This window comes from Microbacterium sp. Root322, from assembly GCF_001425645.1.
GTDB classification, from domain to species: Bacteria; Actinomycetota; Actinomycetes; order Actinomycetales; family Microbacteriaceae; genus Microbacterium; species Microbacterium maritypicum.
In genome coordinates, this window is sequence record NZ_LMCS01000003.1 from 979,329 (window position 1) to 1,006,197 (window position 26,869).

At 69.2% G+C, this 26,869-nt stretch carries 23 protein-coding genes and 1 riboswitch; of the genes, 21 read left to right on the forward strand and 2 right to left on the reverse strand.

All coding sequences use genetic code 11. The features are described from left to right. Nucleotide 1 precedes the first annotated feature (1 nt). The 17 genes from ASC55_RS17090 (at nt 2) to argH (ending at nt 20,581) form a co-directional block, all read left to right on the forward strand. Nucleotides 2-1,378 (forward strand): sensor histidine kinase, encoded by a 1,377-nt coding sequence (locus ASC55_RS17090; RefSeq protein WP_055877794.1) that lies wholly within the window; start codon nt 2-4, stop codon nt 1,376-1,378. Continuing rightward, complete coding sequence (locus ASC55_RS17095) at nt 1,375-2,337, forward strand: TAXI family TRAP transporter solute-binding subunit (protein ID WP_055877796.1); 963 nt, start codon at nt 1,375-1,377, stop codon at nt 2,335-2,337. Before ASC55_RS17090 ends, ASC55_RS17095 begins: the two co-directional genes overlap by 4 nt. Nucleotides 2,338-2,588: 251 nt before the next feature. Further along, a complete protein-coding gene (locus ASC55_RS17100; RefSeq protein WP_017828570.1) occupies nt 2,589-3,338 on the forward strand; it encodes an amino acid ABC transporter ATP-binding protein in 750 nt (249 codons plus the stop codon). 55 nt (nt 3,339-3,393) lie between these two features. Further along, entirely contained in the window at nt 3,394-4,311 is a 918-nt protein-coding gene (locus tag ASC55_RS17105) for a glutamate ABC transporter substrate-binding protein (RefSeq protein ID WP_055871044.1), read from the forward strand. Nucleotides 4,312-4,391: 80 nt separating this feature from the next. Continuing rightward, nucleotides 4,392-5,039: an amino acid ABC transporter permease gene (locus ASC55_RS17110; RefSeq protein ID WP_055871047.1), complete on the forward strand. Its 648-nt coding sequence runs from the start codon at nt 4,392-4,394 to the stop codon at nt 5,037-5,039. Next, complete coding sequence (locus ASC55_RS17115) at nt 5,036-5,938, forward strand: amino acid ABC transporter permease (protein WP_055877961.1); 903 nt, start codon at nt 5,036-5,038, stop codon at nt 5,936-5,938. The genes ASC55_RS17110 and ASC55_RS17115 overlap by 4 nt, the downstream gene beginning before the upstream one ends. Before the next feature lie 42 nt (nt 5,939-5,980). After that, the gene (gene pheS, locus ASC55_RS17120) at nt 5,981-7,021 is read left to right on the forward strand and encodes a phenylalanine--tRNA ligase subunit alpha (RefSeq protein WP_055877798.1); all 1,041 of its coding nucleotides are present in this window, start codon (nt 5,981-5,983) and stop codon (nt 7,019-7,021) included. Further along, a complete protein-coding gene (gene pheT / locus ASC55_RS17125) occupies nt 7,021-9,531 on the forward strand; it encodes a phenylalanine--tRNA ligase subunit beta (RefSeq protein WP_055877801.1) in 2,511 nt (836 codons plus the stop codon). The genes pheS and pheT overlap by 1 nt, the downstream gene beginning before the upstream one ends. A gap of 82 nt (nt 9,532-9,613) precedes the next feature. Next, the gene (locus ASC55_RS17130; protein ID WP_055877803.1) at nt 9,614-10,576 is read left to right on the forward strand and encodes an NAD-dependent epimerase/dehydratase family protein; all 963 of its coding nucleotides are present in this window, start codon (nt 9,614-9,616) and stop codon (nt 10,574-10,576) included. A 6-nt stretch (nt 10,577-10,582) separates the two neighbouring features. After that, nucleotides 10,583-10,677, forward strand: a riboswitch (TPP riboswitch). Continuing rightward, entirely contained in the window at nt 10,668-11,516 is an 849-nt protein-coding gene (thiM, locus tag ASC55_RS17135; RefSeq protein WP_055877806.1) for a hydroxyethylthiazole kinase, read from the forward strand. It overlaps the preceding riboswitch by 10 nt. Next, nucleotides 11,513-13,663 (forward strand): bifunctional hydroxymethylpyrimidine kinase/phosphomethylpyrimidine kinase, encoded by a 2,151-nt coding sequence (locus ASC55_RS17140; protein WP_055877809.1) that lies wholly within the window; start codon nt 11,513-11,515, stop codon nt 13,661-13,663. The genes thiM and ASC55_RS17140 overlap by 4 nt, the downstream gene beginning before the upstream one ends. 239 nt (nt 13,664-13,902) lie before the next feature. Continuing rightward, nucleotides 13,903-14,955 carry an N-acetyl-gamma-glutamyl-phosphate reductase gene (gene argC / locus ASC55_RS17145; RefSeq protein ID WP_055877814.1) on the forward strand — a complete coding sequence of 351 codons (1,053 nt, stop codon included), beginning with the start codon at nt 13,903-13,905 and terminating at the stop codon, nt 14,953-14,955. After that, entirely contained in the window at nt 14,952-16,109 is a 1,158-nt protein-coding gene (argJ, locus tag ASC55_RS17150; protein WP_055877816.1) for a bifunctional glutamate N-acetyltransferase/amino-acid acetyltransferase ArgJ, read from the forward strand. The genes argC and argJ overlap by 4 nt, the downstream gene beginning before the upstream one ends. Further along, nucleotides 16,106-17,023: an acetylglutamate kinase gene (gene argB / locus ASC55_RS17155; RefSeq protein WP_017828581.1), complete on the forward strand. Its 918-nt coding sequence runs from the start codon at nt 16,106-16,108 to the stop codon at nt 17,021-17,023. Before argJ ends, argB begins: the two co-directional genes overlap by 4 nt. After that, on the forward strand, nt 17,020-18,225 hold the full coding sequence (locus ASC55_RS17160) for an acetylornithine transaminase (RefSeq protein ID WP_055877819.1): 1,206 nt from the start codon (nt 17,020-17,022) through the stop codon (nt 18,223-18,225). The genes argB and ASC55_RS17160 overlap by 4 nt, the downstream gene beginning before the upstream one ends. Beyond that, entirely contained in the window at nt 18,222-19,151 is a 930-nt protein-coding gene (argF, locus tag ASC55_RS17165) for an ornithine carbamoyltransferase (RefSeq protein WP_017828583.1), read from the forward strand. Before ASC55_RS17160 ends, argF begins: the two co-directional genes overlap by 4 nt. Beyond that, nucleotides 19,151-20,581, forward strand: coding sequence for an argininosuccinate lyase (argH, locus tag ASC55_RS17170; protein ID WP_055877822.1), 1,431 nt, complete (start codon nt 19,151-19,153; stop codon nt 20,579-20,581). Before argF ends, argH begins: the two co-directional genes overlap by 1 nt. Before the next feature lie 27 nt (nt 20,582-20,608). Here the strand turns inward: argH and ASC55_RS17175 are convergent, their stop codons facing one another. Continuing rightward, nucleotides 20,609-21,205: a DUF1349 domain-containing protein gene (locus ASC55_RS17175; RefSeq protein ID WP_055877825.1), complete on the reverse strand. Its 597-nt coding sequence runs from the start codon at nt 21,203-21,205 to the stop codon at nt 20,609-20,611. 60 nt (nt 21,206-21,265) lie between these two features. Here ASC55_RS17175 and ASC55_RS17180 point away from each other — a divergent pair, with 60 nt between their 5' ends. Genes ASC55_RS17180 through ASC55_RS17195 form a run of 4 tightly spaced genes read left to right on the forward strand, consistent with a single transcriptional unit; the run spans nt 21,266 to nt 24,911 of the window. Next, nucleotides 21,266-21,910, forward strand: a complete 645-nt coding sequence (locus tag ASC55_RS17180; protein WP_055877828.1) for a SatD family protein — start codon at nt 21,266-21,268, stop codon at nt 21,908-21,910. Beyond that, nucleotides 21,907-22,758, forward strand: coding sequence for a hypothetical protein (locus ASC55_RS17185; RefSeq protein ID WP_055877831.1), 852 nt, complete (start codon nt 21,907-21,909; stop codon nt 22,756-22,758). The genes ASC55_RS17180 and ASC55_RS17185 overlap by 4 nt, the downstream gene beginning before the upstream one ends. Nucleotides 22,759-22,786: 28 nt before the next feature. Further along, nucleotides 22,787-24,088: a tyrosine--tRNA ligase gene (tyrS, locus tag ASC55_RS17190; protein WP_157559481.1), complete on the forward strand. Its 1,302-nt coding sequence runs from the start codon at nt 22,787-22,789 to the stop codon at nt 24,086-24,088. Nucleotides 24,089-24,116: 28 nt separating this feature from the next. After that, entirely contained in the window at nt 24,117-24,911 is a 795-nt protein-coding gene (locus tag ASC55_RS17195) for a DUF4184 family protein (protein ID WP_055877837.1), read from the forward strand. On the opposite strand, the gene ASC55_RS17200 is transcribed toward ASC55_RS17195, so the two are convergent. Then, entirely contained in the window at nt 24,896-26,287 is a 1,392-nt protein-coding gene (locus tag ASC55_RS17200) for a CoA transferase (protein ID WP_055877839.1), read from the reverse strand. The genes ASC55_RS17195 and ASC55_RS17200 overlap by 16 nt on opposite strands. Nucleotides 26,288-26,869: the final 582 nt, after the last annotated feature.

Below are 26,869 nucleotides of genomic sequence, written 5' to 3' on the forward strand. Positions count from 1 at the left end.
CATGCGGCGCCGTCTGATCATCGTCTTCCTCGTACCGCTCGTCGCCATCCTGGCCGCGCTCGGCGGGGCTGCGGGATGGAGCGCCGCCCACGGCGTGCAGCAGGCGTTCTACACGCAGCAGCTCGGCGACCTCGGGTACTTCGCCACGAGCGCGCGTCAGGCTCTGCGATCCGGCAGCGCGGCGGTGATCGACGCCGAGGTGATGCGCTTCCGTGAGGTCTACGGAATCGAGGTCACCGTCTTCGATCTCGGCGGCAGCGTGTGGGCCGCAGGCGAGCAGGATCCGGCGGTCCTTCCTGAGGAAGACGCCGAGAGGGTCAGGCTGGCCCTCTCCGGGCGGCGGGCCGAGCAGCCAACGGTCGTGTTCCCCTGGACCGTCACGGATGCGGCGCTGGCCGAGCCGGTGTTCGACGACGGGGACGTGATCGGCGCCGTGCTGGTCACCGGTGACGTCGAAGCGCCGCGTGCCGCGATCCTGCAGCAGTTCCTCCTCATCTCCGCGATCGCGCTGGTGCTCATCGCGCTCGGAGTGCTCCTCGTGTTCCGCCTCGCTCGATGGGTGCTGTCGCCGGTGCGCCGGCTCGATGAGGCGATGGTCGCGATCGAGCGGGGTGAGATGGACGCGCGAGTCGCGGCGGATGACGGTCCGCCGGAGCTGCGCCGCATGGCGCAGGTGTTCAACGGGATGGCCGACGAGATCGAACGGGTGATGACACGCCAGCAGGAGTTCGCACTCAACGCCTCTCATGAGCTGCGCAACCCCTTGAACGCTCTCCTCCTGCGCGTGGAGCATCTGGCCACCGGACTCGGGACGCAGTGGCAGCACGACGTCGAGGAGACACGGGAGGAGGGGCGACGGATGACCCGTATCCTCGAGACGCTGCTGGGCCTCGCGCGCGGCGGACGCGGGGATTCGGCCATCTCCGCTGTCGACCTCGCGACCCTCGCCGCCCGGCGCCTCGACGCGTGGCGCGACGTCGCCGCACAGCGCGGAGTCGGCTTGCGCGCCACGGGGGATTCGTCGGTGATGAGCGTGACCGATCGGACGATCGTGGAGAGTGCGCTGGATGCCGTGATCGACAACGCGGTGAAGTTCTCCCCCGAGGGGGCGCAGATCGAGATCGGTGCGCGACGCGATGGCCGGCTCTGCCGGATCACCGTCCGCGATCACGGTCCCGGTCTGACCGCGGAGGAGGCGGCAGCGGCGACAGACCGGTTCTGGCGCAGCGCCGAGAGCGGAGACACTCCCGGATCCGGGCTCGGCCTCGCCATCGCGAGCGACCTGCTCGCGACGGTCGGCGGGGAACTCTCCGTGGCCTCGGCGGAGGGCGGCGGCCTCGCCGTCGCGCTCGTGCTCCACGACGGGACGACGCCGTGAGGGCCCTCGCGCGGCGGCTCGTCGCCGGAGCGCTCGCGATCACGCTCCTGGTGGTGCTGACCGCGTGCAATCCTCGCGCGAGCGAGTGGACGGATGCGGAGTACGCGATCGCCAGCGGCGGGTCGACCGGCGTCTACTACGACTACGGGAGTCACCTCGCCGAAGAGCTGTCCGCATCGCTGGATATCCGGATGGGGGCGCAGGAGACAGCGGGATCCGTCGACAATCTGCTGCGGGTCAGCTCGGGGGAGGCCCTGATCGGGTTCGCGCAGGGTGATGCGGCCGCCGATGCGGTGGCCGGCACCGGGGCCTTCGACGCGCCGCTGGAGGTGCAGGCCCTCGCTCGGCTCTACGACGAATACGTGCAGGTCGTGGTGCGGGGAGACTCCGAGATCGACGACGTCGGCGATCTCGCCGGCCGCACGATCTCGCTCGGCGCGGAGAACTCCGGGGTGAACGTGATCGCCGCCCGCGTGCTGGATGCGGCCGGCGTCGATCTCGGGTCTGTCCGCAACCCTCAGCTCGACCTCAGCGAGTCGATCGGCGCGATGGAGCGCGGGGAGATCGACGGGTTCTTCTGGGTGGGCGGATTGCCGACCCCTGGAGTGGCGGAGCTCTCCGAGAGGTCGCCGGTTCGCCTGCTCCCGATCGAGCAGGAGTGGGTCAACGAGGTGAACGAGCGGTACTCGCACGCCTACCGTCCGGCAGATGTCCCGGCCGGGACCTACGGCCTCGTGGATTCCGCGCCGACGATGGCGGTGCCCAACTATCTCGTCACGGCAGCCGCGACCCCTGACGCCGTCGTGCGCGACGTGCTCGCCGGGCTGTTCGACGCGCGTCTGCGCATCGCGGGGGAGGTGCCCACCGCGGCGTTGCTGGACCGTCGTTCGGCGATCTTCACCGGTCCCGTCCCTCTGCACCCCGGGGCCGTGGACTACTACCGGGACCTGCGCGGCTGACTGCTCAAGAAATCCTCAAGAAGTCTGACACCGGGGTCCACCCTCTGTCATTGTGAGGTCGATCGTGAACGATCGTCGCCTGCTGCTCAACTGTCTTTGGGGTGCTGCAGCAGGACGATTCCGCGGCCCGTGGGGGCGGGCCGCGGGGTACCCATGCACAGCTGCATTGGTGCCGCGATCAGGTGATTACGAACGTGTAAATCTCACCGAGGTGCCTGGAGACCCGCGTCCGACGTGGCTAGTTTGGAGAAATGATGACCTCTGATACACCGCTCGTCGTGGTCGAGAACGTCCAGAAGCACTACGGCGATTTCCAGGCGCTCACCGACATCGACCTGACCGTCAACTCGGGGGAGGTCGTGGTCGTGATCGGCCCGTCCGGCTCCGGCAAGTCGACGCTCTGCCGCACGATCAATCGTCTCGAGACGATCACGAGCGGCAGCATCAGCATCGACGGCAAGGAGCTCCCGGCCGAGGGCAAGGGCCTGGCGCATCTGCGGGCGGACGTCGGCATGGTCTTCCAGTCCTTCAACCTCTTCGCCCACCTCACGATCCTCGAGAACGTGACACTCGGCCCGATCAAGGTCCGCGGCATCAAGAAGGCCGACGCCGAGAAGGAGGCGATGATGCTGCTCGAGCGCGTCGGCGTCGCCCAGCAGGCGAACAAGCTCCCCGCCCAGCTCTCCGGCGGCCAGCAGCAGCGCGTGGCGATCGCCCGCGCTCTCGCGATGCAGCCCAAGGTGATGCTGTTCGACGAGCCCACCAGCGCCCTCGACCCCGAGATGATCAACGAGGTCCTCGACGTCATGGTCGAGCTGGCGCACGACGGAATGACGATGATCGTCGTCACCCACGAGATGGGCTTCGCCCGCAAGGCCGCCGACCGCGTGGTCTTCATGGCCGACGGACGGATCGTGGAGGAGGCGACTCCCGAGGAGTTCTTCACGCATCCGAAGAGCGATCGCGCCAAGGACTTCCTCTCGAAGCTCCTCACGCACTGACGTCCACGCACCGACCACACAGACCCTGCACACACAGCACACGAAGGAGACGCACATGCGACGCACACGGACACTGGCAGGTATCGGAATCGCAGCGGCCGCGCTGCTGGCGCTCACCGCCTGCAACAGCGGTACGCCGTCCAGCACAGGAGCACCGGAGGGCGGCGACGAGGGCGAGGCCTCCAGCAGCACCCCGTGGACCGTCCTGACCGACGTCAGCATCGACGGCAGCCCGACGTTCGACCGGATCGAGTCTTCCGGCACGATCAAGGTCGGCGTCAAGGAGGACCAGCCGGGCCTCGGCTACCTCGACCCGGTGACGGGCGACCGCACCGGATTCGACGTCGACATCGCCCGCTGGATGGCGGCATCGCTCGGTGTCGACCCGGAGAAGATCGAGTTCCAGGCGATCGCCTCCGCGAACCGCGAGCAGGCCATCGTGAACGGCGACATCGACTACTACGTCGGCACCTACTCGATCACCGACAAGCGCAAGGAGCAGATCTCCTTCGCCGGTCCCTACTTCGTCACCGGTCAGGGCCTCCTCGTCGGCGCCGACAGCGACATCAAGAGCGTCGACGACCTGAGTGCCGAGACGACGGTCTGCTCGGCGACCGGATCGACGCCGATCCAGAACATCAAGACGAACTACCCCGACGTGCCGACCAAGGAGTACGACACGTACTCGAAGTGCGTCGAGGACCTGAAGAACGGTCAGGTGGATGCCGTCACGACCGACGAGGCGATCCTCATCGGCTACGCGGCCCAGGACCCGGACAAGCTGAAGGTCGTCGGGGAGCCGTTCAGCGAGGAGCGCTACGGCATCGGACTCGCCAAGGGCGATGACGCGCTGGTCGAGTACTTCAACACGCAGCTCACCGACGGCGCGAAGATCTGGCAGCAGATCTTCGACAACAACCTGGGTGCCTCCGGCGTCAAGGCGACGCAGCCCGAGGTCGACCCGATCGGCTGATTCCTGCGGGGCGGTCGACAGGTTCGACCGCCCCGCTCATCGGCAGGAACATCCGAGAACTCGAATCGACAGGAGCAGCTGTGGGAGTCATCACCGACCACCTCGACCTCTGGGGAGAGGCACTGTGGGGAACCATCGTGCTGTTCCTGGGCGGTGGCATCATCGCGCTGGTTCTCGGACTCATCGTCGGGGCCGCGAGAGTATCGCCGGTTCCGATCGCACGGGCCGTCGGCGGCATCTATGTGAACTGGATCCGCAACACGCCGCTCACCCTCGTCATGTTCTTCTTCGCGTTCTGCCTCCCCATCCTGCTGGGGGAGCGGGTGAACTCCCTCCTGCTGGCCGTGATCGCCCTCGGGCTCTACACCGCGACCTACGTCGCCGAGGCGCTGCGCGCCGGCATCAACACGGTGCCGGTCGGACAGGCCGAGGCCGCGCGTGCGATCGGCCTGAACTTCGGACAGGTCATGCGCTACGTGGTGCTGCCGCAGGCGACGCGCTCGGTCGTCCCGCCCATGATGAGCGTGCTCATCGCACTCATGAAGAACACCACGGTGGCGGCGGGGTTCTCCGTCGTCAACCTCGGCACCATCCGCGCGGCGCTCAGCGAGCGCGGGGAGAACGCCCTCGTCGTCCTGCTGTGGGTCATGGTCCTGTTCGTGGTGCTGGTGCTGCTGCTCGCCTGGGTGCAGCGCGTTCTCGAGAACAAGTGGAGGATCGCGCGATGAGTTCCGTCCTTTTCGACGTCCCCGGCCCTCGTGCCGTCGTCCGCAACCGGCTCATCGGAGCCGCAACGGTCCTCGTCGTCCTCGCCGTGCTCGGCTGGGTCGTGTGGAGACTCTTCGCCACGGGACAGTTCTCTGCGGAGAAGTGGAACATCTTCACCTTCTCCGCGGTCTGGGTCCGGTTCGGCGAGGGATTGGTGGCCACGCTGGCCGCATTCGCGGTCGCCGGTGTCGGATCCATCGCCCTCGGCTTCCTGCTCGGCATCGGGCGCCTGTCGGAGCACGCCTGGGTGCGTGAGCCCGTCCGGTGGATCATCGAGGTGCTGCGAGCGGTGCCCGTGCTCATCCTGATGATGCTGCTGTACTACGGCCTCCCCGTGATCGGTGTGAAGATGCCGCCGTACTGGGCCGTCGTGATCGCCCTGATCGTCTACAACGGCTCCGTGCTCGCCGAGGTGCTGCGTGCCGGCATCGAGTCGTTGCCCCGTGGGCAGAAGGAAGCCGGCTACGCGATCGGACTGCGAAAGACCGGGGTGATGTACTTCATCCTGATCCCGCAGGCCGTGCGGGCCATGATGCCGGTGATCATCGCGCAGCTCGTCGTCGCGCTGAAGGACACCGCGCTCGGGTTCATCATCACGTACCAGGAGCTCCTCTACGTCATCAACCAGATCGGCAACCAGGCGCCCTACGGGTCGCCGCTGATCCCCGCGGCGATCGTCGGCGGATCGATGTACGTGGCCGTGTGTCTGCTGCTGTCCTACATCGCCTATCGCCTGCAGCGTCGGGCCAAGCGCTCGCCGAAGGCCGGGCCGGCGGTGCCGGATCCCCGTCAGCACGGCGGCGAGACGAACACCTCGCTCATCGTCCTGCAGGGAGACGGGTCCGAGAAGACGCGTTGATCCGCGAAAGGGACCCACGTGCCCCCGGTAGACTCGATTCTCGTGTCAGAGTCTCCTGAAATCACCCCGGAAGCGGTCGAAGCCGCTGTCGCCGACGCCCTCACGGCGATCGCCGCAGCCGCCGACACCGCCGAGCTGAAAGCGGCTCGCGCCGCACACGTCGCCGACGGATCGCCGCTCGCGGTCCTGAACGCCTCGATGCGCCAGGTCGCCCCCGAGAACAAGGCCGCGTTCGGCAAGCTCGTGGGTCAGGGGAGAGGGCAGGTGACCCAGGCGCTGGCCGCGAAGGAGGCCGAGCTCGCCGAGGCCGAGGTCGCCGCGCGACTCGAGGCCGAGCGTGTCGACATCACCGCCGTGCCCTCGCGCACGCGGGTCGGCGCGCGCCACCCGCTCACCCTCCTGCAGGACCAGGTCTGCGACATCTTCGTCGGCATGGGTTGGGAGATCGCGGAGGGGCCGGAGCTCGAGCACGAGTGGTTCAACTTCGATGCCCTGAACTTCGACGTCGACCACCCTGCCCGTCAGGAGCAGGACACGTTCTACGTCGACCCGACCTCGCGCCACCTCGTGATGCGCACTCACACGAGCCCCGTGCAGGTGCGCTCGATGCTCGACCGCGAGGTGCCTATCTACGTGCTGTGCCCAGGACGGGTGTACCGCACCGACGAGTTCGACGCCACGCACCTTCCGGTGTTCACCCAGTTCGAGGGCCTCGTGATCGACAAGGGCATCACGATGGCACACCTCAAGGGCACGCTCGACCACTTCGCCAAGCAGCTCTTCGGCCCCGAGGCCGAGACGCGCTTCCGCACCAACTACTTCCCCTTCACCGAGCCCTCCGCCGAGCTCGACCTGTGGCACCCGACCTTCAAGGGCGGCGCGCGCTGGATCGAGTGGGGTGGCTGCGGCATGGTCAACCCGAACGTGCTGCGCGCCGCCGGGATCGACCCCGAGGTGTACAGCGGCTTCGCGTTCGGCATGGGCATCGAGCGAGGACTCATGTTCCGCAGCGACGTCCAGGACATGCGCGACATGGCCGAGGGCGATGTCCGATTCAGCGAGCAGTACGGGATGGTGGTGTGATGCGCGTCCCGCTTTCGTGGTTGCGTGAGTACGTCGATCTGGCAGCGGATGCCACGCCCGAGGATGTCCTCGCGGCACTGGTGACCGTCGGCTTCGAGGAAGAGGACGTGCACCGCTTCGACATCACGGGTCCCGTGGTCGTCGGGCAGGTCGTCTCGCTCGAAGCCGAACCGCAGTCCAACGGCAAGACCATCAACTGGTGCCAGGTCGATGTCGGCGAAGAGCACGGTGGCATCCGCGGCATCGTCTGCGGCGCGCACAACTTCGTCGCCGGCGACAAGGTCGTTGTGACGCTTCCCGGCGCCGTGCTGCCCGGTCCGTTCCCGATCGCCGCGCGCAAGACCTACGGTCACGTGTCCGACGGCATGATCGCCTCGGCCCGCGAGCTCGGCCTCGGGGATGAGCACAACGGCATCGTCGTGCTCTCGGACCTCGGCATCGATGCGCCTGTCGGCACCGACGCGATCGCGCTGCTCGGTCTCGACGACGTCGCGGTGGAGATCAACGTCACACCCGACCGCGGCTACGCCTTCTCCCTGCGCGGCGTCGCCCGTGAGTACTCGCACGCCACCGGAGCGACCTTCCGCGACCCTGCTGAGCGTGATTTCGCCGAGCTGCAGCCCGGCAGCGGACACACCACCGTCGTCGAGGACGTCGCCCCCGTGCGCGGGAACATCGGCGCGAGCGAGTTCGTGACGCGCGTCGTCCGCGGCGTCGACCCCTCGCGACCGACGCCGCCGTGGATGGTCGCGCGGCTCAGCCTCGCGGGCATGCGCTCGTTGGGCGTGCTGATCGACATCACCAACTACGTGATGCTCGAGTTGGGTCAGCCGCTGCACGGCTACGACCTCGACAAGCTCGCCGGCGGCATCACCGTTCGTCGCGCGAACCCCGGCGAGAAGATGACCACCCTCGACGGTGTCGAGCGCACGCTGCACGTCGAAGACCTCCTCATCACCGACGAGTCCGGCCCGATCGGCCTCGCCGGCGTCATGGGTGGTGGCACGACCGAGATGAGCGACACCACGCGGAACGTGCTGATCGAGGCCGCGAACTTCGACCCGACGACCATCGCCCGGTCGGCGCGCCGGCACAAGCTGCCCAGCGAGGCGTCCAAGCGCTTCGAGCGCGGAGTCGACCCGCTGATCCCCTTCGTCGCCGCCCGCCGTGCCGCCGACCTCATGGTCGAGCTCGCCGGAGGCACGCTCACCGAAGAGGGTGGCGCACTGTTCGCCGAGGTCTTCGTCAGCGAGATCGAGCTTCCCGCCGGCTTCGTGCAGGGGCTCATCGGCGTCGACTACACCGACGACGAGATCACCGGCGCACTGACCACCATCGGCGCCGATGTCACCGCGTCGGAGGAGGGTTCCGGCTGGACCGTGATCCCGCCGACCTGGCGCCCCGACCTCACCGACAAGTGGACGCTGGCCGAGGAGGTCGCCCGCATCCACGGGCTCGACCGCATCCCCTCGGTGCTGCCGACGCCTCCGTCCGGCCGCGGACTCACGGCGCACCAGCAGGGTCGCCGCCGGGTGGCCGATGCGCTGGCCGCAGCAGGGCTCGTCGAGACGCCGTCGTTCCCGTTCACCACCGATGTGCAGAACGACCTGCACGGATCAGCCTCGGGCGCGCACCTGCCCAGCATCCGTCTGGCGAACCCGCTCGACGGGCAGGCTCCGTACCTGCGTCGATCGCTCATCCCGGGCCTGCTGCAGACCGCGCACCGCAACATCTCGCGGGGTCTCACCGACCTCGCGATCTTCGAGACGGGTGTCGTCTTCCTGCCGGAGCCCGGAGTGGAGTACGGCACGGAAGACGTGCCGCCGCTGGGCGAGCGTCCGTCCGACGAGACCCTCGCGCAGTTGAACGCCTCCATCCCGCCGCAGCACCGGTTCATCTCGGCGCTGCTGACCGGTAACGTCGCCCCGCGCCAGCCCGGCCGCCCCGCCGAGGCCGCCGGTCTCGTCGAGGCGCTGGATGCCGTCCGCGTGATCGCGGCAGCGGCCGGCGTCGAGATCGACGTCGTGCAGGCCGAGCGTGCGGCACTCCACCCCGGACGCACAGGATCGCTCCTGGTCGCGGGCGAAGAGGTCGGCTACGTCGGCGAGCTGCACCCCGCCGTGGCCGAAGGGGCCGACCTCCCCGGGCGTGCGACCGTGTTCGAGCTCGATCTCGACCGCATCCTGTCGCTCGCCGGTGGTCGCGTCGTCGCCGCATCGCTGTCGACGTTCCCCGCCGCCACGCAGGACGTCTCGCTCACACTGCCCGCCGAAGTTCCGGCCGCAGATGTGCAGGCCGCCCTCGCCGAGGGAGCCGGTGCGCTGTTGGAATCGGTGCGTCTCGTGGACGACTATCGCGGAGACGGCGTGCCGGAGGGGTCCAAGAGCCTCACCTTCGCTCTGCGATTCCGCGCCGACGATCGCACCCTCACGGCGGCCGAGGCCACCGCGGCCAAGCTCGCGGGTGTCGACGTCGCCGCGCAGCGATTCGGAGCAGCGCTCCGCGACTGAGCGATGTGCTGTCCCGGAGGGGGCCCTCTGCCCTGAGCGGAGAGGGCTTCCCTCCCGCAGCGGTTGCTGGTGGCATGGAGCCATGACGAATGTTCTGATCCTCGGCGGGACGGGGTGGCTTTCCGGGCGGATCGCCCGGAGATGGCTCGAGTCCGGAGCGGCCGTGACATGTCTGGCCCGGGGCGAGCGCCTCGCGCCGGCAGGAGCGGTGCTCGTGACCGGCGACCGTGACGACCCTGGGATCTACGCCGCGCTCGCGCGGAAGGACTGGGATCACGTCGTCGACATCTCCTCTCAGGCCGCGCACGTCGTGGCAGCGGTCGAGGCTCTCGGAGACCGCACGGCGCGATGGACGTACGTGTCCTCCCTTTCGGTGTACGCCGATGACGCCACGGTCGGCGCCGATGAATCGGCGCCGCGGCATCCTGCCGCCCGCCCCGGCGACGAGTACGAGTACGGCCCGCAGAAGGCGGCGGCCGAAGACGCCGTCACGATGCTGGGGGATCGCGCGTTCATCGTGCGACCCGGACTCATCGTCGGGGACGGCGACCCCAGCGACCGCTTCGGGTACTGGGCTGCGGCATTCTCCCGAGCCGGGGAGGAGCCCGTGCTGCTGCCTCCGCTCGAGAGGCGCAGTGCGCAGGTGATCGACGTCGACGACGTGGCCGCCTACATCGTCGCCGCCACGCGGAGCGGGGTGGTCAACGCGATCGGGGACGAGCATCCCCTCGCCGGACTGCTGCAGACCGTGCGCGAGGAGGCAGGGCACACCGGGGAGACGGTGGTCGCCGACGAGGAGTGGCTGCGAGCACACGGCGTCGCGCACTGGGCCGGTCCGCTCTCGCTTCCGCTGTGGCTTCCTCCCGAGATGTCCGGCTTCATGACCCGCTCGAACAGCGCATTCCACGACAGCGGGGGACACCTGCGCCCCCTCGCCGACACCGCTCGACGCGTCGTCGCCGACGAACGGGTGCGCGGCGTGGACAGGGAGCGCCGGGCCGGACTCACGCGGGCGCAGGAGAAGGCGCTGCTGGCCGATCGCTAGACTGCGAGCAGTGACACGGGGTGCCGCAATCCGCGGCTGAGAACAGACCCGTCGAACCTGATCTAGTTCGTACTAGCGAAGGGATGTCGCGATGAGCGATCTTCTGCGTCCTGAAACCACCCACGACCTCGCCGGCGATGCCGCGACCCTGCTGGCGGTGCTGCGAGAAGCGCCCCCGTTGACGCACTGCATCACCAACGCGGTCGTCACCGGGTTCACCGCCAACGTCCTGCTGGCTCTCGGTGCCGCTCCCGCCATGGTCGACATCGTCGATGAGGCGGGGATGTTCGCTGGCGTCGCCTCCGGGGTGCTGATCAACCTGGGGACACCCACGCCCGAACAGCGCGCGGCCACTCTGGAGGCCGTCGCCGGTGCCGTCGCGTCCGGCACACCCTGGGTGCTCGACCCGGTCGCGATCGGCGCGCTCCCGGTTCGCACCGCACTCGCCCATCAGCTCGTCGGGCACCGCCCCACCGCGATCCGCGGCAACGCCTCCGAGATCCTGGCCCTCGCGGGGCTGAGCGCGGGCGGTCGCGGGGTGGATGCCACCGACAGCACGGACTCCGCGGCCGATGCAGCCCTCTCGCTGGCTCGGAGCACGGGCGGCGTCGTCGCCGTCTCGGGGCCGGTCGACCTCATCACCGACGGGGAGCGGGTGCTGCGCGTATCCAACGGTCACGAACTGCTGACCCGAGTGACCGGCGGAGGCTGCGCTCTCGGTGCGGTGATGGCCGCCTTCCTCGGAGCGGCCAGCGCGACGACGCATGACGTGCTCAGCGCCGTGGCCTCGGCGAGCCTGGTCTACACGATCGCGGCGGAACGAGCGGCGGCGGTATCGGCAGGGCCCGGCAGCTTCGCCGTCGCCCTGCTGGATGCGCTCGCCGCGGTGGGCGCCGACGACATCCGAGCCGCTGCACGCGTCGAAGGCGGTGCCCTGTGAACGCCGATCTCTCGCTCTACCTCGTCACGGACGCGGCGCTCTGCGGAGACCGTGGCGTCGTCGAGACCGTCCGCCGCGCGGTCGACGGCGGCGTGCGCATCGTGCAGCTTCGTGACAAGGACGCGACCGACGCCGAGACGGTCGATCAGCTGCTGGCACTGTCGCAGGCGATCGACGGCCGCGCTCTTCTGGTTGTGAACGATCGGTTGGATGCCGCCGTGGCCGCTCGCGAGCGCGGCGCACGGGTCGACGGCGTGCATCTCGGACAGGGTGATGCCTCGGTGCTGCGCGCGCGCGAGGTACTCGGACCGGAGGCTCTGATCGGCCTCACCGCGAACAGCCCGGCGCACCTCGACGCGGTCGATGCTCTGCCCTCCGGCACGGTCGACTACCTGGGCGTCGGGGTGATCCGTCCGACCACCACCAAACCGGATCACCTTGCCCCTCTCGGCGTGGAGGGCTTTCGCGGCCTCGTGTCGCGAAGCGCGCTGCCGTGCGTGGCGATCGGCGGGGTCGGTATGGATGACACCGAGGCCCTTCGTGAGGCCGGTGCGGCGGGGCTCGCCGTGGTCTCGGCGCTGTGTGCCGCCGACGATCCCGCCACCACCGCCCGGCAGTTCCGGCGACGCTGGCTCAGCGGCTCCGTCCCGAGGGTGCTCAGCATCGCCGGAAGCGACCCCTCGGGAGGCGCGGGCGTCCAGGCCGACCTCAAGTCCATCGCCGCCAACGGCGGATACGGCATGGCCGTGCTCACGGCGCTGACCGCGCAGAACACGCGGGGAGTGCGAGCGGTGCACGTTCCGCCCGTGGAGTTCCTCCGCGCGCAGCTCGACGCGGTCTCGGACGACATCGTGATCGATGCCGTGAAGATCGGGATGCTGGCCGACGCCGACGTCATCCGCGCGGTGGGAGCCTGGCTCGCGACCGTGCGCCCGCCCGTCGTCGTGCTCGATCCCGTGATGGTGGCGACCTCGGGGGACCGACTGCTGGATCCGGACGCCGAACGGGCGCTGCGCGATCTCCTCGCACTGTCGACGCTCGTGACCCCGAACCTCGCCGAGCTGGCGGTGCTCGCCGGGCGCGACCTCGCCGACTGGAACGACGCGATCTCCGCGGCCGAGCAGCTCTCCGCCGAGGTGGGAACAGCCGTGCTCGTCAAGGGTGGCCACCTTCCCGGCGACGAGGCCCCCGATGCGCTGGTCGATGCGCGGCGAGGGCTGCGCCAGGAGTTCACCGCCCCCCGGATCCCGACCCGGAACACGCACGGCACCGGCTGCTCGCTGTCGTCCGCGCTCGCGACCCTGCTCGCTCGTGGCGAAGAGCCCGGAGATGCCGTCAGCGCCGCGCGCGACTGGCTCCGCGAGTCCCTGCGCGCAGGAGACGCACTGCGCGTGGGTCGTGGACACGGGCCGATCAACCACTTCGCCGGACTCTGGGAACGTGGGGGAGCCGAGACCCGACCCGCGGCGGGCGAGGTCGCCACGGAATGGTGGCCGGGCATCGCCGCGATCCGTACGGGGATCGAGGACCTGCCGTTCATCCGTGCGCTCGCCGACGGGACGCTGGAGCGCGCGCCGTTCCTGTTCTACCTCGCGCAGGACGCGCTGTATCTGCGGGAGTACGCGCGTGTGCTCGCCGAGGCGGCCCGGCTGGCACCGACATCCGACGAGCAGGCCTTCTGGGCGGACTCCGCCCGCGGCTCCATCGTGGGCGAACTCGAGCTGCACGCCTCATGGCTCACCCCCTCGCACGGCGTGAGCGCGGCCACCTTCGCCGCAGAGCCGGCGCCCGCGACGACCGCATACCTCGACCATCTGCGCTCCGTGGCGTTCGGCGGCGACTATGCGGAGATCATCGCCGCTGTCCTCCCGTGCTTCTGGCTCTACACCGATCTCGGGCGGCGCTTGCACGCGGGGGAGTTCGGGGAGTACGCGCGAGCTGCGGGGCATCCGTACGCCTCGTGGCTCGCGACGTACGCGGATCCGGCATTCGAGGAGGCCACACGGACGGCGATCGCCTACGTCGCCGACGCCGCGGCACAGGCGGATCCCGGAACACGGGCACGCATGCGCCGGGCGTTCGAGGCGTCGAGCGCCCACGAGCTGGCGTTCTTCGCCGCGCCGATGGGGCCGCAGCGTCTCAGATGACGGAGCCGATTTGCAGTGGCCGCCGGGGCCGCGCTACTGTCGCGACATGCCTTCGGCCGCCACCGCTTCTTCGACGCTCGCTCCGAGCGTCATCGCTGTGCGCCGACGCCGCGGCCGCCGACTGTAGGCGACCCCGCCCTCCTGCCTGTGCCCGCACGGCGGTCGAGTGCCGGTGTCGCCGCCTCCGGCCCCGTCCCCGGCCCCGATTTCCTCGCGGGCCCGACCGTTAAGGTAGAAGCATGACGTATTCCGTCGCCGTCTCCGGCGCATCCGGCTACGCAGGCGGCGAGATTCTGCGCCTCCTGGCCGATCATCCCGACATGGAGATCCGCACCGTCACGGCGCATTCGAACGCCGGACAGCCTCTCGTCGACCACCAGCCGCACCTGCGCTCCCTCGCGCACCTGACCCTGCAGGACACGACGCCGGAGATCCTCTCCGGCCACGACATCGTGTTCCTCGCGCTCCCGCATGGGCAGTCGGGGCAGTACACCGACGCTCTGGGCGATGCCCCGCTCGTGATCGATGCCGGGGCCGATCATCGGCTCACCTCGGCTTCGGCATGGGATGCGTTCTACGGCGGCGCCTTCCACGATCCGTGGACCTATGGCGTGCCGGAACTCGTCGTCGGCGGGGTCAAGCAGCGCGAGCACCTCCGGGGAGCGACGCGCATCGCCGCGCCCGGCTGCAACGCCTCGACCGTGAGCCTCAGCCTCGCTCCCGGCGTCGCCGCCGGAGTGATCGACCCCTCCGACATCGTGTCGGTGCTCGCCGTCGGCCCGTCGGGAGCGGGGAAGAGCCTCAAGACGAACCTCCTCGGCAGCGAGATCCTCGGCACCGCCAACCCCTACGCGGTCGGCGGGACGCACCGGCATATCCCGGAGATCCGTCAGGCGCTCGCCGCGGCTTCCGGCGCGGACGCCGACGGGATCCGGATCTCGTTCACCCCCGTGCTGGTGCCGATGTCCCGGGGGATCCTCGCCACCTCGACCGCGCCGATCGTCGATGGCGCGACCGACGCGCAGATCCGCGACGCCTGGGAGAGCACCTACGCCGGCGAGACCTTCGTGCACCTGCTCCCGGAGGGACGCTTCCCGCGCACGGCCGACGTGCTCGGCGCCAACACCGCGTTGATCGGCCTCGCCATCGATCGTGCCGCGAACCGGGTGACCGTGGTCACCGCCGTCGACAACCTCGTCAAGGGCACAGCGGGAGCAGCCATCCAATCCATGAACATCGCGCTGGGGCTTCCCGAAGCCCGCGCCCTCTCAGTGAACGGAGTCGCGCCGTGAGCGTCACCGCCCCCGCAGGATTCGAAGCGGCCGGAGTCGCCGCAGGGCTCAAGTCGACCGGCAAGCCGGACGTCGCCGTGGTCGTCAACCGTGGACCGCGCAAGGTCGGCGCCGCCGTCTTCACGAGCAACCGGGCCAAGGCCAACCCGATCATCTGGTCGCAGCAGGCCGTCGCCGACCGCGTGGTGGAGGCCGTGGTGCTCAACTCCGGAGGGGCGAACTGCTTCACCGGATCCTTCGGGTTCCAGACCACGCATCAGACCGCCGAGAAGGCGGCCGAGCTCCTCGGCGTGAGCGCCGGCGACGTGCTGATCTGCTCGACCGGTCTCATCGGCACCGGGGATGAGACGTTCCGGGCCAGGGTGCTCGCCGGAACCGCGCAGGCGATCGCGGAGCTCAGCGCCGATGGTGGCGAGAGCGCAGCGCACGCCATCATGACCACCGACACGGTCGCGAAGACCGCGGTCATCAGCCGCGACGGCTGGACGATCGGCGGCATGGCGAAGGGCGCGGGCATGCTCGCGCCCGGCCTCGCCACGATGCTGGTGGTGCTCACCACCGATGCGGTCCTCGAGCCGCTTCAGGCCGACGAGGCGCTGCGCCGCGCGACGGGCCGGACGTTCGACCGCCTCGACTCCGACGGCTGCATGTCGACGAACGATCAGGTGACCCTCCTCGCCAACGGCGCATCCGACGTCGTGCCGGACCTCGACGACTTCGCCGCAGCGCTCACCGAGCTGTGCCAGGAGCTCGCGGTCAAGCTGCAGGGCGATGCTGAGGGCGCGAGCCACGACATCACGATCGAGGTGCAGCACGCGGTGTCGGAGCAGGACGCCGTCGAGGTCGGCCGCTCCGTCGCGCGCAACAACCTCTTCAAGGCCGCGATCTTCGGCAACGACCCCAACTGGGGACGCGTGCTCGCGGCGATCGGCACCACGAGCGCGCAGTTCGACCCCTACGACGTGGACGTCTGGATGAACGGCGTCCGGGTGTGCACCGAGGGGGGTCCCGACCGTCCTCGCGAAGAGGTCGACCTCACCCCGCGCGCGACGCACCTCGTGATCGACCTCAAGGTAGGCGAGGCGACGGCCACCGTCCTCACCAACGACCTCACCCATGACTACGTGCACGAGAACAGCGCGTACGCCTCATGACCGACATCCAGGACACCCCGGCCGAGGTCGCCGCGCAGAAGGCCACCACCCTCATCGAGTCGCTGCCGTGGCTGAAGAAGTTCCGCGACCAGATCGTCGTCATCAAGTACGGCGGGAACGCGATGGTGTCGGAGGAGCTGCAAGACGCCTTCGCGCAGGACATCGCCTACCTCCGCTATGTCGGAGTGATGCCGGTGGTCGTGCACGGCGGTGGTCCGCAGATCTCGAACATGCTGCAGCGTCTCGAGATCCCCAGTGAGTTCAAGGGCGGCTACCGCGTCACGAACACCGAGGCGATCAGCGTCGTGCGCATGGTGCTCACCGGCCAGGTCAACCCGCAGCTCGTCTCCAAGATCAATTCGCACGGTCCGATCGCGACAGGTCTCAGCGGTGAGGATGCCGGCCTCTTCGGCGGACGCCGCCGCGGTGTCGTGATCGACGGGGAAGAGGTCGACCTCGGACGCGTCGGCGATGTCGTCGAGGTCGATCCGACCCCCGTGCTCGACCACCTCGCAGCCGGGCGCATCCCGGTGGTGTCGAGCATCGCGCCCGACCTCGACCACCCCGGTCAGTCGCTCAACGTCAACGCGGATGCCGCGGCCGCCGCCCTCGCGGTGTCGTTGCACGCGCGCAAGCTCGTGATCCTCACGGATGTGCCGGGGCTCTACGCCGACTGGCCCCACCGTGACTCGCTCGTCTCGCATCTGACATCGGAAGCGCTCATCGAGATGCTGCCGAAGCTCGAGTCGGGGATGATCCCGAAGATGCGGGCGTGCCTCGACGCGGTCGAGGGCGGCGTCGACGCGGCAGCGATCATCGATGGACGGGTGCCGCATTCGGTGCTCGTCGAACTTTTCACCAGCAAGGGAATCGGGACCGAAGTGGTCCTGGGGAAGTCGGAGGTGACGGGATGACCGTCTGGCAGGAGGATGCGGCACGCGATCTCGTGCTCAACGCAGGGGAGCGGCTCGCACTGCTGGTCCGCGGTGAGGGCTCTTACCTGTGGGATGCCGACGGCCGACGCCACCTCGACTTCCTGGCGGGTATCGCCGTGACCTCTCTCGGACACGCGCACCCGGCCTTCGTGAAGGCGGTCTCGACCCAGGCGGCCACGCTCGCCCATGTGTCCAACTACTTCGCCACCCCGCCCCAGCTCGCCCTGGCCGCACGGCTCAAGCGTCTCGCGGGGGCCGGTATCGACGGCAGGGTGTTCTTCTCGAACTCGGGCGCCGAGGCCAACGAAGCCGCTTTCAAGCTCGCCCGGCTGCACGGCGGCACCGAGCGGCCGCGCATCCTCGCGCTCGACAACGGCTTCCACGGTCGCACCATGGGGTCGCTCGCGCTCACTGCGAAGGCGTCGATGCGTGCGCCGTTCGAGCCGATGCCGGCCGGTGTCGAGCACATCCCGGCGACCATCGAGGCGCTGCACGAGGCGATGGACGACCGCGTCGCGGCCCTCATCGTCGAACCCATCCAGGGCGAGGCCGGAGTCGTCGAGCTGCCGGAGGGGTACCTCGCCGCCGCGCGCTCGCTGTCCCTCGCTCACGGTGCACTGCTGATCGTGGACGAGATCCAGACCGGCGCCGGTCGCACGGGCGCGTGGTTCGGGTTCAGCCACGAGGGCATCACTCCCGACGCGATCACTCTCGCGAAGGGCATCGGCGGCGGCTTCCCGATCGGCGCGCTGGTCACGTTCGGCGCCGCCAGTGCCCTCTTCACGCCCGGATCGCACGGCTCCACCTTCGGGGGGAATCCGCTCGCGACCGCTGTCGCCGACGCGGTGCTCGCCGAGATCGAGAGTGCCGGACTGGTCGAGAACGCCGCGAAGCGCGGCGTCGAGCTGCGCGACATGATCCTCGGCATCGACTCGCCTCTGATCGAGGGTGTGCGCGGACGCGGTCTGCTGGTCGGTGTGGCTCTGACCGCCCCGGTCGCCGGTGCGGTCGTCGCGGCCGCCCAGGAGCGCGGCCTCATCGTCAACGCCGCCAACCCCGAGACGGTCCGCATCGCGCCGGCCCTCACGATCGGCGACACCGAGCTCGCCGAGTTCCGCGAGCTGTTCACGGCCGCTCTCGCCGACGTCCAGGCCTCTGTTGCCGGAAAGGTATCCGCATGACCCGCCACCTGCTGCGTGACGACGATCTGACCCCCGCCGAGCAGGCCGAGATCCTCGATCTCGCCATCGAGCTGAAGAAGGATCGGTGGGCCGACAAGAGCCTCGCCGGTCCCCAGACGGTCGCGGTCATCTTCGACAAGTCCTCCACGCGTACCCGCGTCTCGTTCGCGGTGGGGATCGCCGATCTCGGCGGTTCGCCCCTGATCATCTCGACCGCGAGCAGCCAGCTCGGCGGCAAGGAGACGCCGTCCGACACCGCACGCGTGCTCGAGCGCCAGGTCGCCGCCATCGTGTGGCGCACCTACGCGCAGTCCGGGCTCGAGGAGATGGCCGAAGGCACTCGGGTGCCGGTCATCAACGCGCTCTCCGACGACTTCCACCCCTGCCAGCTGCTCGCCGACCTGCTCACCATCCGTGAGCACAAGGGCGACCTGAAGGGGCTCACGCTCACCTTCCTCGGTGATGGGCAGAGCAACATGGCGCACTCGTACGCCCTCGCCGGGGTCACGGCGGGAATGCACGTGCGGATCGCCTCACCGGAGGACTACGCCCCTCGCGCCGATGTCATCGAGGCGGCCGATCGCCGTGCCGCCGAGACCGGTGGTTCGATCACCCTCTACACCGACCCGGTCGAGGCTGCGGCCGGTGCCGACGTCGTCGTGACCGACACCTGGGTCTCGATGGGCAAGGAAGAGGAGAAGATCGCGCGCATCCGCGATCTGGGCGGCTACAAGGTCACCCCCGAGACGATGGCCCTGGCGGACCCCGAGGCGATCTTCATCCACTGCCTCCCCGCCGACCGCGGCTACGAAGTCGACTCCAGCGTGATCGACGGTCCGCAGAGCGTGGTGTGGGACGAGGCGGAGAACCGGCTGCACGCGCAGAAGGCGCTCCTGGTCTGGCTTCTCGGCAAGAAGGACGCGTGATGAGCGATTCGACGCACGAAGGAACCAACGAGGGCGCGCTCTGGGGCGCCCGCTTCGCCACGGGCCCCTCGCCCGAGCTGGTGGAGCTGAGCCGCTCCACGCATTTCGACTGGATCCTCGCGCCGTACGACATCGCCGGTTCGCATGCTCACGCCACCGCGCTCGCCGCAGCCGGGTACCTCGAACCCGATGAGGCGCAGCGGATGCACGAGGGACTGGATGCCGTGGCGCGCAAGGTCGCCGACGGCACCCTGCGCCCTGTGCCGACGGATGAGGACGTGCACGGCGCACTCGAGCAGGCGCTGATCGCCGAGCTGGGACCGGAGCTGGGCGGGCGCCTGCGTGCCGGTCGCAGCCGCAACGACCAGATCGCCACTCTCGTGCGCATGTATCTGATCGACCACGCGCGCGTGATCGCCCGCGACATCCTGCGGGTGATCGATGCGCTGGTCGCCCAGGCCGAGGCGCACCCGGGAGCGATCCTCCCCGGACGCACTCACCTGCAGCATGCGCAGCCGGTGCTGCTCGCCCACCACCTCCAGGCACACGGTTGGCCGCTGGTGCGCGAACTCGAGAGGCTCGTGGACTGGCGTCGCCGCGCCGGTGTCTCGCCCTACGGCGGGGGAGCGCTGGCGGGTTCCACGCTCGGCCTCGATCCCGCACTCGTGGCGACCGAGCTGGGCCTCGACCGCCCCGCCGAGAACTCGCTCGACGGCACCGCCGCCCGCGATGTGGTGGCGGAGTTCGCCTTCATCACGGCGATGACCGGCGTCGACATCTCGCGCCTGTCCGAGGAGATCATCCTCTGGAACACCCGCGAGTTCGGCTTCGTCACTCTCGACGACGGCTACTCGACCGGGTCGAGCATCATGCCGCAGAAGAAGAACCCCGATATCGCGGAGCTCGCGCGGGGCAAGTCCGGGCGCCTCATCGGCAACCTCTCGGGGCTGCTGGCCACCCTCAAGGGCCTCCCGCTCGCGTACAACCGCGATCTGCAGGAGGACAAGGAGCCGGTGTTCGATTCGGTGCAGACGCTCGAGGTCGTGCTCCCCGCTTTCGCAGGCATGATCGCGACGCTGCGTTTCGACACCGAGCGCATGGCGGCGCTGGCACCGCAGGGCTTCTCCCTCGCGACCGACGTCGCGGAGTGGCTGGTGAAGCGTCGGGTGCCGTTCCGCGACGCCCATGAGATCTCGGGCGCGCTCGTGCGTGCATGCGAGGAGCAGGGGATCGGTCTGGAGGACGCCTCCGACGAACTGCTGCTCTCGGTGTCTCCGCATCTCGTGCCCGAGGTGCGTGAAGTCCTCACGATCGAGGGATCGGTCGCGTCCCGGACCGGCGTCGGCGGTACCGCCCCGGTCCGGGTCGCGGAGCAGCGGGCAGAGCTCGTCGCGCGCGCACAGGCCGCCGCCCACGCTCTCGGGCTCTAGCCGCGCGAGTCGGCGGCCGCCCGCAGCTCAGTGCAGCTCGGTGTCGGCCGCCGACCGCTCCCATCGGGTGAACCGCACCGTGAGTCCGGCGCGGGTCGGCGCCGCGAGGAAGGGCCCGGCCGAAGCCGTGGCCTGTCCGTCGAACGGTGCCACCCTGACGAGACGCCAGGGGTCGTCGTCGGCGCGAGCGCGCACGATCAGCGAGTCCGCCCAGCGACTGACGCGCACCGTGATCTCGCTCTCGAGCCACTCGTCGACGTGACCGACCGACCAGTCGGAGCCGCCGGCGGTGACCACGGCACCGAGCCCGAGATGGTCGTCGGCGTATTCGAGACCGGTCTTCATCCAGTGCTCGTCGTCGATGCGCACGAACACCCCTGCCTGGTCGAACTGGCCGTCCCACGGCGCGCGGAACGAGACCTCCATCGCCTCTCCGACGGCGAGCGGGGCGAGCAGCGCGTGTTCGGTGTCGTGCACGAAGCCGTAGGCGGTGTGCCGCCAGGCGTCGCTGCCCTCTACAGCCGTGACGTCGAGGTGTTCGGACCCGGCCGGCAGTTCGGAGGGGGAGGCGGGAGCGTTCGTCCAGGTTCCGTCGGACCAGGGGATGATGTGCGATTCAGGCATGTTCTCAACATATAGCCGGATAGAGCATAAGTCGAGAGTTATTCGTGTTACGGTTATCCCATGGTCATCGCGGTACTCGCTGACATCGTGGGCTCTCGGCGGCTCGACGATCGCACTGCCGCGCAACGCGTCCTCGACGACACCATCGCCGGAGTCGAAGCCGATCTCCCGCTGGCGACGCAGCCGCTCACGCCCACCGTAGGAGACGAGCAGCAGGGTGTCTACCTCGACCTGGGTGACGCGCTGGTGTCGCTCCTGATGATCCAGCTGAGGCTGCCCGACGGCATCGCCTTCCGGTTCGGCATCGGAGTGGGCGAGGTGCGGCCGGTCGAATCCGTCCACGGCGAGCTCGCCGACGGACCGGGGTGGTACGCGGCTCGGGCCGCGATCGAGACCGTGCACGCGCGCGAGGGACGTGCCGTGCCACGCACGCGGACCTGGATTGTCGGAGCCCCCCGGCAGGATGAGGTCATGGAGAGCACGATCGCCGCCTCGAACGCCTACCTCCTCGTCCGCGACGAGCTGGTCGGTGCGATGAGCGAGCGCGAACGGCGCCTGACCTACGGCCGCCTGCTCGGACGATCGCAGCAGGAACTCGCGGCCGAAGAAGGCATCACGCAGCCCAGCGTCTCGAAGTCGCTGCGCACCGCCGGCGCGGCGGCGCTCATCGAGGGCGTCGCTGCACTCCGAGGGGAACGCGCATGATCGTCGCCGGATTCATCCTCCTGGCGGTCGGCGCGGCCGACCTGGTGCGTCAGTTCGCACCGCGTCGATGGATCGGCTACCTCTCCGTCGCCGTCATCCTCCTGCTGCTGGGCAGCGTCAGCGATGCCCTCCTGCCCATGGTCCTCGCGCTCGTCGTCGGAACGCTCTGGGTGTGGTGCATGCCCACCGAACGCACGGCGCCGCTGGGGTTCTGGCCCGCCGTGCTGCTCGCCGTCGTGAGCGTCGGCGCCGTCGTCTGGCTCGGTGCGCGCTCCGACGTCGGTCTGATCGGCGCGACCTGGCAACTCCGATCGCCGTTCGGAGAGGTCCCTTTCGATCTCGCGATGCTGGCATTGGGTGCCGGGGTGTTCCTCCTCGAGTCCTCGAACCTCGTGGTGCGTGCGGCGCTCGACGGCGAGCACACCTGGCGTCCCACCGACCCGATGTCGGCCCCGACTTCGGTGCCGACGACGGCGCCCACCACTGTGGGCGCCGAAGTCGCGGTGGCCTCCGATGCGGGCAGCGACGCCGCCACCGGGAGCGACACCGCCACCGGGGGAGACGCCGCCACCGACGTGGTGCCGGCGCCACGCGACCCGCGCAGCGGATTCAAGGGCGGGAGGCTGATCGGACCGCTGGAGCGCATCCTCGTCCTGATCCTGACGCTCGCTGCGGCCTATCCGATCCTTGCCGCGATGCTCGCGGCGAAGGGCATCGTCCGCTTCCCCGAGATCTCCCGCGACGGCGAGACCGGCGCCCGTGCCGAGTACTTCCTCGTCGGCAGCCTGGTGAGCTGGGTGATCGCGCTCAGCGCGGCGTTCCTCGTGTGGTGGGCCGCGCACAGCTGAGCTGCGGTGCGCTGATAGCCTGGAACGCGTGTCAACTCCCGCTCTGACGACCGCACCCCAGGCGATCGACCCCACGTTCGAGAACGTGTGGGACGAACTCGTGTGGCGTGGCCTGGTCCATGTGTCCACCGATCAGGAGGCGCTGCGCGCCCTGCTCGCGGGAGACCCCATCACGTATTACTGCGGGTTCGATCCGACGGCGCCGAGCCTGCACCTCGGCAACCTCGTGCAGCTGCTGACTCTTCGTCGCATCCAGCTCGCCGGCCACAAGCCGCTCGGTCTCGTCGGCGGATCGACCGGACTCATCGGCGACCCGCGTCCCACAGCCGAGCGCACGCTGAACACGCGGGAGACCGTCGAGGAGTGGGTCGGACGCCTGCGGGCGCAGGTCGAGCGTTACCTCAGCTTCGAGGGTGACAACGCCGCCCGCATCGTCAACAACCTCGACTGGACCGCACCGTTGAGTGCGATCGACTTCCTGCGTGAGATCGGCAAGTACTTCCGCGTCGGCACGATGCTCAAGAAGGATGCGGTCGCTGCGCGACTGAACTCCGACGAGGGCATCAGCTACACAGAGTTCAGCTACCAGATCCTCCAGGGCATGGACTTCCTCGAGCTGTACCGGCAGTACGACTGCGTACTGCAGACGGGCGGGTCGGATCAGTGGGGCAACCTCACCAGCGGCACCGACCTCATCCGTCGTTCCGAGGGAGTGTCGGTGCATGCCATCGGTACCCCGCTGATCACGAACAGCGACGGCACCAAGTTCGGCAAGAGCGAGGGCAATGCCATCTGGCTCGACGCCGAGATGTGCAGTCCGTACCGGATGTACCAGTTCTGGTTGAGCACGGCGGATAGCGACGTGATCGACCGCCTGAAGGTCTTCACATTCCTCAGCAGGGCCGAGATCGAGGAGTACGCGGAGCTCGTGGCCACGGAGCCGTTCCGTCGCGCTGCCCAGAAGCGCCTTGCGCTCGAGGTGGTCGCGACCGTGCACGGTGTCGAGGCGGCTGCGGCCGTGATCGCGGCATCCGAGGCGCTGTTCGGTCAGGGAGACCTGGCCGCACTGGATGCGGACACGCTCCGCACTGCGCTCGAAGAGCTCCCGCACGCCACGGTCGCCGCCGGTACTCCGGTGGTCGAGGCGCTGGTCGAGACCGGGCTCGTGGCGAGCCTCTCCGAGGCGAGGCGCGCGATCACCCAGGGCGGTGTCACGCTCGACGGCGAACGCGTCGAAGACGAGGCAGCCACGGTTCAGGGCACACTTCCCGGCGGCGTCTCCGTCCTCCGCCGCGGCAAGAAGACCCTCGCCGGCGTCTTCCTCGGCTGAGTCTCCGGCCAGCGGATAGCAGAGACGGATGCCGTTCACTCCCAGCCACGCACTGGTCGCGCTGCCGTTCATCCGTACGCCGCTGGTGCCGGCGGCGATCGCGATCGGCGCGATGACACCCGATCTCCCGTTGTTCGTGCGCGGCGTGGGGCTGAACTACTCGTTCACCCACACGTTCGGCAATGTCGTGTGGACCGCACTGCTCGCGTTCGTGTTGTTCCTGATCTGGCGCGTCGTCCTGCGTCCGGCGGTTCCCGAGCTGGTTCCGCTGTGGCTGGCGCGGCGCCTGCCCGACGACTGGGATGACAGGGGTTTCGCCGCGGTGCGGTCGGCGGTCGGCGTCGGGCAGAAGCGCGCGTATCCGTTCCTGCTCGCTGTGTCGTTCGTGCTCGGAGTGCTCTCGCACATCGTGTGGGACCTCTTCACGCATGAGGGACGCTGGGGTGTCCAGGCGATTCCCGGACTCGAGGAGATGTGGGGCCCGCTGCCCGGGTTCAAGTGGCTCCAGCACGGGTCGAGCCTGATCGGCCTTGCGATCATCGGCATCTGGGCATTGCTGTGGCTTCGTCGACAGGACCCGCGACCGACCGTCGTGCAGTCTTCGCCGACGTGGATGCGCGTGGCATGGTGGGCCTCGCTCCCCGTGATCCTGGTCGGCGCGTGGGTCGGCGGACTCGTCGTCTTCGGTCCGCTGGATGCGGAGTTCACCGTTCAGCACCTCGCCTACCGGGTTCTCCCGCCGGCGTGTGCGATCTGGGGCGCGATCACGTTCGTGCTCTGCCTCGTTCTCTCGATGCGCGGGCGCCGTCACCAGGTGGGCTGATCCGAACCCCACTTGTGCGGCGCCCGATACTCGAAGCCCGCCAGCGCAGGACGAGCGGTGACGAGAGCCGTTCCGTCGACATCGAATCGCGCCACATGCGGCCGTGTGTCGAACTCGACCTCGGCTGCGGGTTCTCCGCTGCGGGGCATCCCGAGCAGTTCCGCCGCGACGCGACGGAGTGAGGCGCGCACGATCCACGAACCTTCCTCCTGTGGGCGGCGGCGCAGCAAAGCGGACACCGCCGCAGCGAGCAGGTAGCCGGCGCTGTGGTCGAGAGCCTGGGCCGGAAGCGCACCGGGGCGGTCGCCGTCCGCCGACTCGATGAACGAGATTCCGCTCGCCGCCTGAACGAGGCTGTCGAACCCTGCCCGCTCGGGATTCTCCACGCCCCAAGCGCTGAGCTGCGCGACGACCAGACGCGGATATCGGCGCGCGAGCACTTCCGGCTGCAGCCCGAGCCTGTCGAGAGCAGCGGGGCGGTAGCCGAGTACGACGGCATCGGCGTGCGCGAGCAACTCCTGCAGCCGAGACGTGCGCGCGTCCAGCACCGCGGATCGCTTGCCGTGTCCGGTGTCGAGGTGCTGCCACTCCGGCTCGGGCAGATGCGGGGGATCGATACGCAGCACGTCGGCACCGAGCATGGCGAGCGTGCGTGAGCAGACCGGACCAGCGATGACTCTCGTGAGATCGAGTACGCGCATGCCCTGGAGGGGAAGCGAAGCCGGCGGCGGCGGCGTCGCCGCCGTAGCCCGGGGCGCATGCGAAGCCGGTGTCGTGTCGATGCGAACCAGCTCGAGCAGCGGGTGCTCGCGGAGTGCGCGATCGACGGAGGGCTCCTCCGCGGCGACCGCGACCGCCAGACCGCCCGCGGTCGTGATGTCGACGACGGCGGCCGTGGTCGTCCGCTCTCCGAGCGCATCGCGAACAGCGTCGACTGCGGCATCGTCCCGAAGACGCAGCCCCGCGCGCAGGCCGGCCGCATGGTGCGGGTAGTTCCCGTGGGTGCGGATCCATCCGTCCGACGTTCGCCAGAAACCGGAGTACACGGACCAGACAGGGGGAGCCTCGCCGCTGATGGTGAGAACCCTGTCGCTCCGGTAGGCCGTGGCGATGCGCTCGGGATCGAGGGAAGCGGGGGAGCGCCCGGCAGCGAGCATCGCTGCGCTGACGCTCGCCCAGGCGAGATCAGCGGTGGCCAATCGGGACGGAAGAGGGACGGCACGGTGCGGGGGAGCGAACACCTCCGCGCCCGCGAGGCCGAGCTCACGCTGCACACGGGCGAGCAGGTCGACACCCGCGCGACGCTGTCCACCTTCGTCGGATTCCCCGTTCGCGGATGCACGAGGGGAGCGACGATCATCCGTGGACGCAGGCATGGCGCGATCGTACTCTGAGGCGAGCGCGGAGCAGAAACCTCGGCTGATCCGGCGGAAACCGAGTGCGGGGTCGGAGCGACACGCCCGGGTGGTGTGGCCCGATTTGCCAGAAGCCGCGGATCCACGTAACTTATTACTTGTTCGCCCCACAGGGAAGCGGAGGAGCCAAGAGCTTCACCCCCCTCAAGCGGAGAACCACTCCCGATCCACTCTCACTTGAGAGAACAGGCGCTTGCGTCTAGGATAGGGACTCCACCTCTTCTGTGGCTGTCATCAGCCGCGCTGCGGATCTTCGATTCGCACGGCGCGCCGATTTGACAAGCGGGTCGAGGTGGGTAAGATAGAGAAGTTGCCCTTCGGGCCTGGCTGTGATGGCTGGGTCGTGGGAGCATCCGATCCTTGAGAACTCAACAGCGTGCACTTGTCAAATGCCAAATTATCCTCGTCTAGCTTCGGCTAGTTGAGAATTCCTTTGGATCAAAGACCAACTCCTTCCGGGGGGTTGGCAATGGATGAAGTCAGCAATGAATTTGTCTCTTTGGTCAGCATCAAACTCGCTGCGTCACCGTTTTCCCGGTGGGG